The sequence below is a fragment of the Kribbella sp. NBC_01245 genome, from assembly GCF_036226525.1.
Taxonomy (GTDB): Bacteria; Actinomycetota; Actinomycetes; order Propionibacteriales; family Kribbellaceae; genus Kribbella.
In genome coordinates this window covers 5,100,538-5,115,652 of record NZ_CP108487.1, presented here as the reverse complement: position 1 = coordinate 5,115,652, position 15,115 = coordinate 5,100,538, and the positions used below count along the sequence as shown (strand labels likewise).

The following is a 15,115-nucleotide window of genomic DNA, read 5'->3' as shown; positions in this document are numbered from 1 at the left end:
GGATGGCGGGGTGACTGAGACGCGGGCCATTCGTGAGAACTACAGCCGGGTGGCGACGGCGTATGACGGGGTGTGGGCGGACGCGCTGGCGGTGCATGCGAAGGGCGTCACCGACCGGTTGGCACTCGCTGACGCGCGACGAGTGGCCGAGCTCGGGTGTGGGCCCGGGCGGTTGCTGCCGTACTTGGCGGAGCGGGCGCCGCGGGCCCAGGTCGTCGGCGCGGATCTGACCGAGGCGATGCTGCGGCGGGCGCCCGCGTCGTACGGGCGGGTGCTCGCGGATGTCCAGGCGCTGCCGTTCGCGGCCGGTTCGCTCGACGGCGTCGTGATGCCGTTTGTGCTGTTCCACTTGCCGGAGTTGGCGTTGGGGTTGCGGGAGGTACGGCGGGCGCTTCAGCCGGGTGGTGCGTTCGGTGCGGTGACGTGGTCGACGCACGATCCGCATCCGGCGTACGACGTGTGGGTGCGGGTGATCGACGAGCACGACGCGCCGCCGGATCCGTCGCCGCAGATGCCGTCGGGCGAGGTCACGGCTGATCCGGACGCTCTCGCGGAGGCGATGGCGGCGGCTGGGTTCGAGGCGGTGCGGATTACGGCCGAGCCGTTCCGGCATCAGGTCGGCTGGCGGGACTTCATCGACCACGCGAAGGTGGTCGGCTCGATGGCCCGGCGGCTCGACCTCTTGCCCGATGACCGGCGGAAGGCTTGCCTGAAGGCGGCCGAGGCCGAGTTGTCCCAGCTGGACCCGGCCGACTTCGTCGAGTCCGGCCGAGTGCTCTACACGACGGCTGTTGCTGGAGGCAACCAATGATCTCGCGCCTGCGTTCGGTCCTCGCGGACTCGGGCTATACGGTCGACGGCGTGGCGGCCCGGCTGGGTGACGCCCACGCCGCGCTGGGCCGGAACGAGACCACTCCGGCTTGGCGGGTCACCGACTCGGGCGATCCGCTCGACACCTTGATCCGGCTCTTCCTCTTGCAGCGATGGGTCTCGAAAGACCTTGTGGAGATAGCTTTCGGCGCTCCGGTCGAGGATTTCCCCGACTTGTTCGTTGCCGACGGCAAGGAGGTCAAGGCGCTGCTGGACGTCCGGCCGTACGCCGAGGACGACCGCTCCTGGTGGGTCATCGCCGACCTGACGCCGGGCCTCGATGGACGGCGTGAGCCGATGCGTACGGACTACGTGCTCGGTATCGCTCCCGCCAGTATCAGCCTGGTCAACCTCACCGTTCCGGTCCGCGTCGACAGCGCGCTCGACATCGGCACCGGCTGCGGCATCCAGGCCTTGCACCTCGCGGAAAAGTCCGGCCGGGTCGTCGCGACCGACGTCAATCCCCACGCGTTGCGGTTGGCGGGTTGGACCGCCGAGCTGAACAACGTCGAGATCGACGTACGCGAAGGCAGTCTGTACGAGCCCGTTGAAGGCGAGCGATTCGACCTGATCGTGAGCAATCCGCCGTACGTCATCGCGCCCCCGAGCGACGGCAAACTCACCTACCGCGAAACGGGTTTCGCCGGCGACGCCGTGGTCGAACGCCTGCTCCGCCAAGCGCCCGGCCACCTCACCGAAGGCGGTTGGTGCCAGCTTCTCGCCAACTGGACGCACGTCCGCGGCGAGGACTGGCAGGACCGGCTCGCGGGCTGGACTGGTGGTCGCGAAGCGTGGGCCGTCCAGCGCGAGGTCCTCGATCCGGCCGAGTACGTCGAGCTCTGGCTGCGCGATGCGGGTCTGCACGGGCGGCCCGAATACGTCCGCCGGTACGACGAATGGCTCAGCTGGCTGGACGAACAACGCGTCGAGGCCATCGGCATGGGGTGGATCACCTTGCGCAACGTGCCGGGGGAGCTGGTCGCCGAGGCCTGGCCGTACGAGATCGAGCAGCCGATCGGCCCGCACGTGCTATCCCGCTTCGAGCGCGATACCCCCGACGACCTGCTCGAGCAGCATCTGGTCGTGGCGGCGGACGTGGTCGAGGAGACGGCCGGCCCGCCCGGTGCCGAGGACCCGGCCACGATCGTGCTCCGCCGCCAGCGCGGGATGCGCCGGGCCGAACAGGCCGACACGGTGCTCGCGGGATTCGTCGGCGCCTGCGATGGAGACCTTAGCGTCGGGCAGATCCTCGGCGCCCTGGCCGACCTACTCGGCCGGCCGTTGGAAGACCTGCACCGCGACTACTTGCCCAAGATCACCGGGTTGCTGCGGGAAGGCTTCCTCGACACGGTTTAACGGCCGCGGCGGCGCTTGTGGGCGTACATCCGGTTGTCAGCCTGCTCGAGCAGATCGTCGAACGGCGTCCCGTCCGTGCTGGTGGCGAACCCGATACTGAGCCGCAGCATCGCGAACCACGGCTCGTCGGCGGTATTGGCGACCAGGTCCGCCGCGGCCAGGATGCGCTCGACCAGTTCGCGCGCGCCACGCTCGTCCGGGTTGTCCAGCACCACGACGAACTCGTCGCCACCGGCGCGGGCCACGACGTCCTCGGCGCGCGACTGCTCGGTCAGCAGCTGCCCGACTCGACGCAGCACCTGGTCACCGCAGGCATGCCCGTAGTTGTCGTTGATGACCTTGAGGTTGTCCACGTCGATGAGCACGACGGCGACTGACCGGCCGATCCGGGCGGCGGCCATCCGCTCGTCGAGCGCACGGCGGTTGCCAACACCTGTGAGCGGATCCTCGCGAGCCGCCCGCCACTCGGCGTCGTGGCGCTCCGACAACTCCTGGCTGGCGAGGGCGCTGCGCACGGCGTACAGACCTCTCAGCCGCTCGGCCCACCAACCTCGGGCGAGCGTCCGGGCGTACTGCAGGCCGGCCCGGGCGCCCGCGTCACCGTTGTCCGCGAGGATCTGCACGGCCGTGTGCCGCACCAGGGCCTCGACGGGCGGATCGGAGGTCGGCGGCAGCTCCGAGACGGCCCGATCCGCGGCAGCGAGCGCGTCCTCGGTCCGGCCCATCGCCGCGTACGACTGGGCGAGGTAGGCGCCGGCGATGGCGGCCAGCTCCTGGTCGCCGAGTTTGGTGAGCTGGTCGCGGCAGTCCTTGAGCACGACAGCCGCCGCGGCCGGATCGCTCGCGCCATCGCTGGCGGCGAGCCACATCCGGCCGGCGACCGGCCAGTACCCGACGAGGTCGTCGGCGACGATGACGTCGATCGCCTGCCCGGCCCAGCGTCTGGCCTCGGCACGTCGCTCGGCGATCTGCGGGTCGTACGACGGGTCGCCGAGCCGCTCCATCTCGTGTGCCCAGCGCAGGTTCGACTCGGCCAGGTTGAGCCGGTCGATCGCCGCGGACTCGGGCAATGCCAGCGGGTCGGACTGGTGCTCGGCGGCCAGCTCGAAATGCGGGATGCACAACTCGAACAGGCGTAACAGGTCGTAGGCATAACCGAGCCCGGTGTGAGCCCAGCCGGCCAACGCGTCGTCGTCGCTGCGGCTCAGGGCCTGCTCGGCGGCGACCAGATCCGCGACCGAGTCACCACCCTCGCCGGTCCGCAGGCGGGTGACGATGCGCAGGGTGAGCGCGTTGGCCTCCCAGCCCGGCTCGCCGATCGCCCGGGAGACCCGGATACACGCCTCGACCGCGTCCAGCACGCCTTTGCTGTCGCTGCTGTGGTGGGCCGCGACGGCTCGGACGTACTCGGCGGATGCCCGCTCGTACGTCAGGTCGGGGCCGAGCTCCTGCAGCACCTGACGGATGTCGGCGGCGGCCTCGATCGGACTGCCCGACTGGGCGCGCGTCATCGCCGCTGCGATCCGTGCGGACAGCCCCGTCTGGTGCATTTCACCTCCCGACCGCCGCACAGACTGGCGTCATTCTCGTTCACCGCCGAAGTGGTGTCATCTTCCGGCCGGATCGAGGCATAGCCCGTCGCGCTCTGTCATGTTAGTAATGAACGCCAGCGTTACAAGAAATGTAAATTTCTGACCCGCCGACTCGTTCTGGGGACACGCATGCGAAAACTGAGACTCACCGCCGCTCTCGGCACGCTGACCGTGGCACTGCTCGCGCCGCTCGCTACAGCCGCTCCGGTCACCACCCTGGCCGGTCCAACCACTATCAATGCCCGGCAATTCACGTTGACCACCGATATGACCAGCCTTGCCAGCAAGGTTACCGCGCTGGAGACGGCCCTGGCCGGACGGCGCAAAACCGTCGACCAGGTGATGCAGGCCGCGAACCGTCCGCGGGGCGCGCTCTGCAACGCGTCCGCCTACAAGCCCGCGACCGATCGCTGGGGTTCGGCCGTCGAGGGCTTCTGCTGGAACGACGGCGACGACGCGGCCGATCACTGGTATCCGCAGGGCATCACGACCACGCGGGATGCGCTCGAGGCCGGGCAGTACGACAACCACCAGTTGGTCGCGAATAGCTGGTATCACAAGCCGGAGAACGATACGGCGGGTTCACCGAACAAGGGCGTGCGATTGTCGCTCACCGACTGGGATGCGGATTTCGCCAACAATTACAGGCATTTGCTGTTGGTCGAGCCGGTCACGGGTGGTAGCTATAAGGCCGTTCCGATCCACGCCGGCGGCATCTTCTGGTACGGCGATCTGTTGTACGTCGCCGATACCGGCACGGGTTTCCGGATTTTCGACTTCCGCAAGATCTATTCGGCCGATACGGGTAAGGCGAATGCGATCGGTAAGCAGTCCGACGGCACGTTCCACGCCCACGACTACGCCTATGTGATGGTGCAGACCGGGTGGATCCGAAATGCGGGTGCGGGGCTGCGGTATTCGTTCGTATCGCTCGACCGGGCGACGACACCGGACAGCATGGTGATGGGGGAATGGACGCCGGATACGTCCGGGACGAGCCGCATCGTGCGTTTCCCGTTGGACTACACCGACCGTCTGCCGGTCCAGGAGGCTGACGGCAAGACGTACGGCAATGAGGCTTACTCGACCGGATTCCTCAGTATGCAAGGCGTTGCGGCGCACGACGGGCGCTTTTGGTTCTCATCCAGTGCGGGAGATGGTGGGCCGACCGGCAACTACGGCACGCTGCGGATCTGGAACCGCGGCAGCACCACGGTCACGTCGTACGGCTGGCTCTATGGTGCCGAAGACCTGACCTACTGGCCCGACGCCGCCAACCCGGACTCCATCTGGTCACTGACGGAATACCCCAACTACCGCGCCGTCATCCAAGTCCCGTCCGGCCTCAACTGACCGGTCCCCTTCCGTTCATCGGACCCTTGTGACGCGGCGTGTCGGGGTTCATTGGTCCCTTGTGACCAAAGGCTTTGTGGCCGCAGCTATTGGTCACAAGGGTCCGATGAGTGGCAACACGCCGCGTCACACGGGTCCGATGAACGGAAAGGGTTAGCCGGCTTGGGCGGTGGCGGGTTCGGCGTGGAGGCGGACGGGGAGGGACTCGACGCCGTAGACGATGGAGAAGTCGCGAAAGCGGAGTTGTTCCGGGCCGACGGCGAGGGACATGTCCGGAAAGCGGTTGGCGAGGGCCTTGAAGGCGGCTCGTAGCTCCATGCGGGCCAGCTCGGCGCCGACGCAGCGGTGCATGCCGTGCCCGAAGGCGAGGTGGGCGGCAGGCGCGCGCTGGGGGTAGAAGCGCTCGGCGTTCGGCCCGAAGACCTCGCGGTCGCGGTCGGCGCCGGCCAGCGAGACGGCGACCAGGTCACCCTTGTTCACCTGCTGCCCGAAGACCTTCTGATCGTGCTTGGCGAAGCGCGGGAAGGCGACCTGTACGACGGTCAGGTAGCGCAGCAGTTCCTCGACGATGACGTCGACGGCGCCTTCCTCCTCGCGGATCCGGCGGAAGTTCTCCGGGTCGCGCAGCAGCACCAGCGTGCCGAGCGCCAGCATGCTCGCGGACGTCTCGTAACCGCCGAGGAACACTCCATCGGCCAGACCTCCGAGCTCTACGTCGTCCAGCTCGTCGCCACGTTCACGGATGATGTTGCCGATCAGGCCGTCGCCCGGGTTCTTCCGCTGTTTCGCGACGATCTCGAACAGGAACTCGCGCGATTCGCTGGCCGCGCTGAATACCCCGACGCCACCGCCGGACAGGTCGAACCGGGCCGGGCCGAGTTCGCGGAAGCGGTCGCGGTCGGACTCGTCCACGCCGAGCAGGTCGGCGATCACCAGGAATGGCACGGCGAACGCGAAGTCCGCCACCAGGTCGACGACCGGGCCCTTGGACTGCATCAGGTCGAGCTGGGATTCGACGATGTGCTCGATCTTCGGCGTCAGCCGCGACAGCCGCCGAACCGTGAACTCCGGCGTGAGGAACTTGCGCAGCCGGGTGTGGTCCGGCGGGTCCGTGAAGCCCAGCCCACCAATGCCCTCGGCCGGCTTCGACGGGTCGTTTCCGATCATCGGACGGATGTCGTTGCTGAAGTTCTTCGTATCCGCCAGCACGGCCTTGGCTTCTTCGTGCCCGGTGACGAGCCAGACGTTCAGCCCGAACAGGTTGGCCAGCCGGCTCACGGGTTCGTTCTCGCGCAGCTTGGCCAGCTCCGGCACCGGATCCAGGCCGTGACGTCGCAACGGCATCGAGATCTGGCTTGGGACCACCCGCAACTTGGACAGGTCCAGACCTTTGCGGGTCGCCCTGCTCAGGATGCGATTGCCCATCCATCTCTTCAGCGATGTCGCAACTGCCATGGTTTTCACGCGCCCTCTCTGCCCGCCCCCGACCATCTGCGCATCAGACGCTATCGGTGCCAGGGACCAAAACTGATGGTGGTGGCACTACCCCTGCGGTAGCGCCGGCACCACCATGGGAGGGGACCATGGACGTGCCAGAGCAGACATTGTCACGGACGCCGGTTCACCTGCCACCGGCGGCTCCCTGTTTCACACCCTGGACTTGATACCCGGGGAAACCCTGGGCGATCAGCGACGAAAGTAGCTTGTAACGACGGAGAACCCTGCGTTATAACGCAGGGTTCTCCGTCACCTCAGGGTCACGCGCAGGTGAGTTTTGCCTCCGCCCAGTCTGCGTGATCGCTGGTAATGCCGTCACCAGAGTCCGTCACCTGTAAGGACAATGTCTGTCCACCAGTGAGATCGACCGATACTGGCACGGTTGGCGAGCTGCCGGTGAGCAGATCCGACGTGTACTTCACCACACCATCGACCGCGACCTTGAAGATGACCCGGCCGCGATCCTCCATCTCGTCGTCGACGCCGATCTTCGCGGTGAAGGTCGAGCAGTTGCCGCCGAGCCGGACCGACACCGCCGAGGGCGCGTGCGTACCGAGGCCCTTCGCGTACTGGACGCCGTCCAGGGTCAGCGGGCCGCCGTCGGCAGCACCGTCCTCGCCGTTGCTGCGATCCCGTTCGACCGGGCCCCAACCGTTGCTCGAGTCGGTCCACTCCAAGTCACTGACCCAGACCTGACCGGTCGGTGCGGGTGGCAGCGGCTTGTTCGCAACGGTCGCCGCGAAGAACCCGAGGCCGCCGCCGGGCAGCTTGATCGCCCGTACGGTCTTGCCCGGCGTCAGCGGAACCGCCGTATAGAAGACCCGGTAGTCGGTCGTGGTGTTGGCCAACCCCGCCTGGGTGTAGCGGCCCTTGACCGCGACGGCCACCTTGGCGCCACCGGTCGTCGGGTCCTGACAGCACCAGTTGGGCAACTGGAATGGATGACTCGACTCGGTGCCATCGGTGTAGATGACCCGCACCGAACCCTTTGCGTTGAGGCTCGCGCCCGCGCCCAGCAAGGCCAAATGGGTGCCCGTGCCGCTGACGAGAATGGGCGCGCTCTGGTTCTTCACCAGGTTGGCGGTGCCGGGAGCGCCCGTCGGCCAGGTGAACTCGGCGCCTTGCACGGTGACCTTCGCGCCCGGCGTGAACCCGGCCGCGGCAAGCGCCTCGCCATTGAAGCTGTTGCCCGAGCCGTCGAAGTTGCCCTTGGCAAACGTATCCTTGTCCGTCACGCCCACCACGGTCGATGCCTGCGACAACGATGCGTAGGGCAACTGTGCGGTGGCATACGTGCTGTTGCGGTACGACGAACCACCCGCGGTGTACGTCGCATCGAGGCGCAACGTGAACGATGCGGGTTTGACGTCAGCCGCGGGCGTCACCGCGAGCTTCGCCGTGACGGTCTGGCCCGGTTCGACAGTGGCGAAAGTCCCTTGCCCTGTTGAGGTCCAGCCAGCCGGCGGCTCGAAGCCGAGCCGTACGTCGCGCATCGTGGTGGTGCCGCCATTGCGGAAGGTGGCAGTGACCTCGGTGGCTTCGCCCGGCGCGTTCCACAGAGCCGGCGTGGCGAGCTCGGGAGTGCCGAAGGAGTCCGTGACGGTCGCGCCGCCGACCGACGACGTGCCGCCGATCTTCACCAGGCCCTCGGTGATCTTGGCCGTCTTCACCTTCACAACGCCGTCTGCGTAGAACCAGCCGGTCGACGCTGTCTCGTAGGCGTTCGCGCTGGCCAGCTTGGTCAGACGTGCGCCGTCGATCGTGACACCGCCCTGCGGGTTGGTGCCGGTGTGGACGGTCAGCTCGTACGGACGGCTCGCGGGCTTACCGGCGTACGAGCCGATGCTCTTGCCGATCTTGACGGTCACGTCGCCGCGTCCGTTGATCGGTGCCTCGGCGTCGAACCGCTGGATGGCCGAACGGGTCTTGTAGTCGCGAGTGACCCGGTCGTCCTCGTACAAGGAGAACGTCGACTTGCCCTGCGGGTAGACGTCCAGCGTCAGCCGGTCGGCAAAACCCTGCTCCCGAGCGCTGTTGATGCCCTTCTTCCACATCGGGACGATCGCGCCACCCTTGACGAACAACGGCAGCGTGTCGAGCGGTGCGTGGTAGCCGTTGACCGTGGTCGGGCCTTGGTAGACCTTCCCGGACCAGTAGTCGACCCAAGTTCCCTTGGGCAGGTAGATGCCGTTCTTCACCTCGTCGGCGCCCCACATCGGCGCGACCAGGAACTCCTTGCCCGCAAGGAACTCGTACTTGGTGGTGTCGTCCCACGTCTTCGGGTCGTTCGGGTATTCCAGCACCAGTGAGCGGTTCAAAGGCGCGCCCGTTCGGTGGGCCTCAGCGGCGTACGTGTAGAAGTACGGCAGCAGCCGTTCGCGCAGCTTCAGGTACTTCCGGTTGATATCGGTGTACGGCGCTCCGTACGCCCACGGCTGCTTGAACGCCGGGGTGGCCCAGCCGCTCATCGTCATGAAGGCCGGGTTGAAGACCTTCCACTGCATGTCGCGGACATAGCTGGTCGGGGAACCGCCGAAGATGCCGTCGACATCTCCCGCGCTGTAGGCGATACCTGAGTTGCCCGAGCCGTGGATGGCCGGGATCTGCCACTTGATCGCGTCGAGCGAACCACTGTGGTCACCCGTCCACTGGACGGCACAACGCTGAGCGCCGGCCCAACCCTCGACCATCCAGGCATAACCTCTGGCGTTGCTGTACTGCTCTATACCGTCGTGTGCGGTGTCGCAGGCGCTCAGCGCGTACCGATAGCCCGGGCCGACCCAGGCCACGTCGAGCTTGCGTACGCGAACTCCGGCCTCGCCTACCTCGGCGGGCTGGCGGTCGAGCGCCGACTGGGTCCACAGGCCCATCTCGATGTTGCGCTTGCGTAGTTCGTCACCGGTCTGCTTGAGCGGCTCGATCTCCCGCTTGCCCCACCACGTGCCGTCTACCTGCTCGAACTCCTCGTCGTCGGAGTAGCCGCAGCCGTAGTCGTCGTTGACCAGCATCCAGCCGCCGGGCATGTCCTCGTCGTGGAACTTCTGAGCGACCTTGACGGCGTCGAGCGTCGTCTTCTTCTCCGGGTGGACCTTCCAGTCGTTACTGGGGTCCGGGTCCTTGGCGTAGTGCCCGCGGTTGTAGCAGTCCGAGTCGCCGTACTCCAGGCCGTAGATCGGCGGCATGAACGGACGGCCCGTGAGCTCGGTGTAGCGGTTCAAGGAGGTCTTGAGGTCTCCCACGAAGTAGTACGCGTCGAACCGCTTCTCGTTGTGCTTGGTGGTTACAGGCTCGTTGAACGCGTAGCTGCCGGGGGTGAACGTGTTACGCAGTACGCCGTACCCCGCGGTGCTCATGTAGTACGGAGAGGCGTTGGGGTTGCCGCCGTCCTCCCAGTTGAAGTTGCGGGCCACCTCGATCGTCTGGCCGCGGTGCGAGAAGCGGCCGTTCTGCATGCCGCCGCCGAAGAACTGCTCGTTGGCGCCGCGGCTGAGGGACTGGCTGGCAGAGTCGTTCGACCAGGACAGTGGCGCGGTCTCGGCCCAGACGAGCGATCCGTCGGCCCGGTGCAGCGAGAACCGCAGTGGCGACTTCGCCGCGCGCAATTCGATCGCCTTGGTCCGGAGCGAGTAGTAGCCGCCCTTGTCCAGCCACGACGTCAACGGCTTCGCGTAGTCCTTCTTGATCACGATCGTCGACGAGGGCGCCTGCGGGTCCTCCGGCGGCGTACTCGCGGGGTCGGTGAAGTTGCCGTCCGGGGCCAGCCAGATGCGGAAGACGTCGTCCTTGAGGAAGTTGACCCGCACCTTCGCCGTACCGGCCGTGAGCGTGTACGTCGCTCCGTCGGCGGCGAAGTCGGTTACTGCTCCCAGTGCGGTGTCTTGGGCCTTCGCCGTGGCAGGGCTGCCGACCAGGAGGCCCGCCAGCACGGCTAGGACGAGGCCGGGCAACCATATCCGTTTGCGACCGATAGTGCTCACGTTAGCCTCACTTCAAGCATGAATGAACAGATTGTGGACATTAATAACGCACGCGCCAGCCGTTGTCACTAGGTCGGCGAGCATCGTGGGGTGACCCTTCGCGCGGGGGAACGCTTTCCCCCGGAAGGCGGATGTGGGCTGGCAGCCCGCCGCGACATGGTCTGCCTATGACGAATCGATCGAAGCCCACCCGCCGGCGACTTCTCGCCGCCCTCGCCTTCGCCGTTGTCCCCGTACTCGGCACGATCCCGGCCGCCACCACCGCCACCGCAACACCCGCGCCGTACCGGCCGGAGCTGCCCGCGCCCACTGGGAAGTACGCGATCGGCGCGACCGAGCTCCACCTGATCGACCGCTCCCGCCCGAACCCGTGGACCGCCGCCGGGAAGCGCGAGCTGATGACCACCGTCTGGTATCCGGCCGTCCCGGGCGCGAGCGGCCCCCGGACGACGTACGCCCCGGCGAAGGTCGCGCCGCTGCTGACGGCCGACCTGACGGCGTACCTCGAACTCGAACCGGATCGGCTCGACTACGCGACCGCGCCGACGCACGCGCGGACCGGCGTACCGGCACTCGGGCGGCACCCGGTCGTGCTGTATTCCCCCGGCTTCGGGACCTCGCGGCTACTCGGGACGAACCACGTGGAGGAACTCGTCAGCCGCGGTTATGTCGTGGTCACGATCGACCACACCGGCGAGGCCCCGGTCGAGTTCCCGGGCGGCCGGTTGAGCCCGGTCCAACTGCCGGAAGAGCCCGCAGGGCTGTACAAGAAGGCCATGGGCGTGCGCGGCGCCGACACCCGGTTCGTGCTCGACGAGCTGGAGCGCCTCGCGGCCGGGCGCAACCCTGACGCCGAGGGCCGGGCGCTGCCGCGCGGACTCGCGCGATCGCTCGACCTCACAAGGATCGGCATGTTCGGGTACTCGGCGGGCGGGTTCACCGCGGCCGAGACGATGCTGGTGGACCGTCGGATCGACGCGGGCGCGAATCTCGACGGCACGATGATGTACGACATGGCGGCGGGCGAGTTGAGCCCGCTTGCGCAGCGTGGGCTGGACCGGCCGTTCCTGCTGTTCGGGGCGGACGCGCACACGCACCTGCCCAACCCGGGCCACCCGGCGAACGACCCGGCCTGGACCTCGTTCTGGCAGCACCAGCGCGGCTGGAAGCTCGACCTGAACATCGCCGAGGGTACGCACGGGGCGTTCGCGGACTACCAGTTCATCCTGCCGGATCTGGCCCGCGCGAACGGCGTACCGATGGAGAAGATCGAGGCGCTGCTCGGCAAGGTCGACCCGGCGGGCAGCGTGGCGGCGCAGCGGGCGTATCTGGGCGCATTCTTCGAGCGATTTCTGAAGGGCCGGCCGCAGCCGCTTCTGTGGGGTCCGTCACCAAGGCACCCGGAGGTCCGGTTCGTCTCCTGACCAGTTGGGCACCGGGCGAAGATGCTGGAAACCGTCCATCCCCTGGTCTCGAAACGTCACTTCGGGCCCGGGGGATGCGAGGGTGACAGGCGTAAGGTCGGCCCGACCGGTTACCGTGCGTTGAGAAATGCGTTGCCGTCGGCCGTACTCTGTCCTCTGAACAGAACGGTTCGGCGGTGCGGCCGCGGGGGAACAAGCAGTCGGACAGGCACGTTGACGGGCGTTGACGGTTAGGCGACGCATCACGTACGCGATGGAGATTCGGGCAAGGAGTGCGGTGGCAGGGGCATCAGGAACCAAGGCAGCAGCGGGCGCGGGGCAGCGCCTGGTGATCGTCGAGTCGCCGAAGAAGGCGCGGATGATCGCCGGCTTCCTCGGGTCCGGTTACGTCGTGGAGTCGAGTTTCGGCCATATCCGCGACCTGCCCAAAGGCGCCGACGAGATCCCGGCGAAGTACAAAGGTGAGGCCTGGGCCCGCCTCGGCGTCAACATCGAAGACAACTTCGACCCGCTGTACGTCGTGCCGGCCGACAAGAAGGCCCAGATCCGTAAGCTGAAGGACCTGCTCAAGGGCGCCTCCGAGCTCTACCTGGCGACAGATGAGGACCGCGAGGGTGAGGCGATCGCCTGGCACCTGCTGGACGAGCTTAAGCCGAAGGTCCCGGTCAAGCGGATGGTCTTCCACGAGATCACCCCGAAGGCCATCCAGGACGCGGTCGGCAGCGCCCGCGACATCAACGACGACCTGGTCGACGCCCAGGAGGCGCGGCGCATCCTCGACCGCCTCTACGGCTACGAGGTCTCGCCGGTGCTCTGGAAGAAGGTCATGCCGAAGCTGTCGGCGGGCCGGGTCCAGTCCGTCGCGACCCGGATGGTGGTCGACCGCGAGCGCGAGCGGATCGCCTTCCGCACCGCGTCGTACTGGGATCTCGACGCCACGCTCGACGCGGGCGAGGGGCGGCAGCCGCGGCTGTTCGCGTCCCGGCTGGTGTCGGTGAACGGTGCCCGGGTGGCCCAGGGCCGCGACTTCGCGCCGACCGGTGAGATCAAGAGCCAGAACACGGTCCACCTCGACGAGCAGACCGCCACCGCGCTCGCCGCGAACCTGCGCGCGTCGGACTTCACGGTCAACTCGATCGAGTCCAAGCCGTACACCCGCAAGCCGTACGCGCCGTTCCGGACCACCACCCTGCAGCAGGAGGCCAGCCGCAAGCTCGGCATGTCCGCCTCGCAGACGATGCAGATCGCCCAGCGACTGTACGAGAACGGCAATATCACTTATATGCGTACCGACTCGGTCACGCTGTCGGACACCGCGCTGACCGCGGCCCGGGCCCAGGTCCGCGAGCTGTACGGCGCGAACTACCTGCCGGACAAGCCGCGCGTCTACACCTCGAAGGTGAAGAACGCGCAAGAGGCGCACGAGGCGATCCGCCCCGCCGGGGAGACCTTCCAGACCCCGGCTCAGACCGGCCTGAGCGGTGCCGAGTACCGGTTGTACGAGCTGATCTGGATGCGCACGATCGCCTCCCAGATGAAGGACGCCGAAGGCCGCAGCGTCTCGATCAAGATCGACGCGACCGCCTCGACCGGGGAGAAGTGCGACTTCACCTCGTCCGGCCGGGTGATCACCTTCCACGGCTTCCTCAAGGCGTACGTCGAAGGCGCCGACGACCCGTCCGCGGGGACCGACGACCAGGAGACCCGGCTGCCGGCTGTCGCCGAGGGCGACGTGCTGCCGGCCGAGGAGGTCGTCGCCTCCGGTCACGAGACGAAGCCGCCGGCCCGTTTCACCGAGGCCACGCTGATCCGCGAGCTGGAAGAGCGCGAGATCGGCCGCCCATCGACGTACGCCTCGATCATCGGCACCATCCAGGCCCGCGGCTACATCTACAAGAAGGGCAACGCGCTGGTTCCGGCGTGGCTGGCCTTCGCGGTGGTCCGGCTGCTGGAGGAGCACTTCACCCGGCTGATCGACTACACGTTCACCGCCTCGATGGAGGACGTGCTCGACGAGGTCGCCGCGGGTAACCGCGAGCGCGGGCTCGTCCTGGCGGGCTTCTACTTCGGCACCGAGGGTGTCGAGGGTCTGAAGTCGATGGTCAGCGATCTCGAAGACATCGACGCCCGCGAGATGTCGACGTTCCCAGTGGGTGAAAAGGACAGCGGCATCGTCGTCCGCGTCGGCCGCTACGGCCCGTACGTCGAGGACGGCGACGCCAACCGGGCGAACGTGCCCGAGGACCTGCCGCCCGACGAGTTGACCGTCGAGATGGCCAAGGAACTGCTCAGCCAGCCGTCCGGGGTCGAGCTCGAGCTCGGCAACGACCCGGACTCCGGGCTGAAAGTGGTGGCCAAGGCCGGCCGCTTCGGGCCGTATGTGACCGAGGTGTTGCCGGAGGACGCGCCCAAGAGCGCCAAGCCGCGGACCGGGTCATTGCTGAAGTCGATGGCGCTGGAGACGGTCACGCTGGACGAGGCGCTGAAGCTGCTCTCGCTGCCGCGCGTGGTCGGCAAGGACCCGGAATCCGGTGACGAGATCACCGCGCAGAACGGGCGCTACGGGCCGTACCTGAAGAAGGGTACGGACTCGCGCTCGCTCGAGACCGAGGACCAGATCTTCGACATCACGCTGGACGATGCGCTGAAGATTTACTCGCAGCCGAAGGCGCGGGGTCGCCGGGCCGCGGCGCCTCCGCTGAAGGAGCTCGGCGAGGACCCGGAGTCGGGTCAGCCGGTGGTCGTGAAGGAAGGCCGCTTCGGTCCGTACGTGACCGATGGCGAGACCAACGCGACCTTGCGCAAGGACGACTCGGTCGAGTCCATCTCGCTGCTCCGTGCGGCCGAGTTGCTCGCCGAGAAGCGCGCGCGTGGTCCGGTCAAGAAGAAGAAGGCGCCGGCCAAGAAGACGGCGAAGAAGGCGACAACGAAGAAGACCGCCGCCAAGAAGACGGCCGCCAAGAAGACCGCCGCCAAGAAGTCCTGACGCCTCCCGCCTTTGCATTCATTCGTCGGAATCCGCCCTCGCCCGCATGCTGACCTGCAC

Annotated in this window: 8 protein-coding genes; 5 read left to right on the top strand and 3 right to left on the bottom strand. The window is 67.4% G+C overall.

The features are described 5' to 3' along the window. Positions 1-10 precede the first annotated feature (10 nt). Both OG394_RS23050 and OG394_RS23045 read left to right on the top strand, forming a co-directional pair. Positions 11-811: a class I SAM-dependent methyltransferase gene (locus tag OG394_RS23050; RefSeq protein WP_328989108.1), complete on the top strand. Its 801-nt coding sequence runs from the start codon at positions 11-13 to the stop codon at positions 809-811. Then, entirely contained in the window at positions 808-2,226 is a 1,419-nt protein-coding gene (locus OG394_RS23045; protein ID WP_328989107.1) for a DUF7059 domain-containing protein, read from the top strand. Before OG394_RS23050 ends, OG394_RS23045 begins: the two co-directional genes overlap by 4 nt. On the opposite strand, the gene OG394_RS23040 is transcribed toward OG394_RS23045, so the two are convergent. Then, complete coding sequence (locus OG394_RS23040; protein ID WP_328989106.1) at positions 2,223-3,776, bottom strand: GGDEF domain-containing protein; 1,554 nt, start codon at positions 3,774-3,776, stop codon at positions 2,223-2,225. The genes OG394_RS23045 and OG394_RS23040 overlap by 4 nt on opposite strands. 171 nt (positions 3,777-3,947) lie before the next feature. Here OG394_RS23040 and OG394_RS23035 point away from each other — a divergent pair, with 171 nt between their 5' ends. Beyond that, the gene (locus OG394_RS23035; RefSeq protein ID WP_328989105.1) at positions 3,948-5,171 is read left to right on the top strand and encodes a hypothetical protein; all 1,224 of its coding nucleotides are present in this window, start codon (positions 3,948-3,950) and stop codon (positions 5,169-5,171) included. A gap of 153 nt (positions 5,172-5,324) precedes the next feature. Here the strand turns inward: OG394_RS23035 and OG394_RS23030 are convergent, their stop codons facing one another. Both OG394_RS23030 and OG394_RS23025 read right to left on the bottom strand, forming a co-directional pair. Continuing rightward, on the bottom strand, positions 5,325-6,596 hold the full coding sequence (locus tag OG394_RS23030; RefSeq protein WP_328989104.1) for a cytochrome P450: 1,272 nt from the start codon (positions 6,594-6,596) through the stop codon (positions 5,325-5,327). Positions 6,597-6,928: 332 nt separating this feature from the next. Next, positions 6,929-10,645 carry an NPCBM/NEW2 domain-containing protein gene (locus OG394_RS23025; protein ID WP_328989103.1) on the bottom strand — a complete coding sequence of 1,239 codons (3,717 nt, stop codon included), beginning with the start codon at positions 10,643-10,645 and terminating at the stop codon, positions 6,929-6,931. 167 nt (positions 10,646-10,812) lie between these two features. Here OG394_RS23025 and OG394_RS23020 point away from each other — a divergent pair, with 167 nt between their 5' ends. Both OG394_RS23020 and topA read left to right on the top strand, forming a co-directional pair. Next, a complete protein-coding gene (locus tag OG394_RS23020) occupies positions 10,813-12,069 on the top strand; it encodes an alpha/beta hydrolase family protein (protein ID WP_328989102.1) in 1,257 nt (418 codons plus the stop codon). Between the two features lie 277 nt (positions 12,070-12,346). Further along, complete coding sequence (gene topA / locus OG394_RS23015; RefSeq protein ID WP_328989101.1) at positions 12,347-15,055, top strand: type I DNA topoisomerase; 2,709 nt, start codon at positions 12,347-12,349, stop codon at positions 15,053-15,055. Positions 15,056-15,115: the final 60 nt, after the last annotated feature.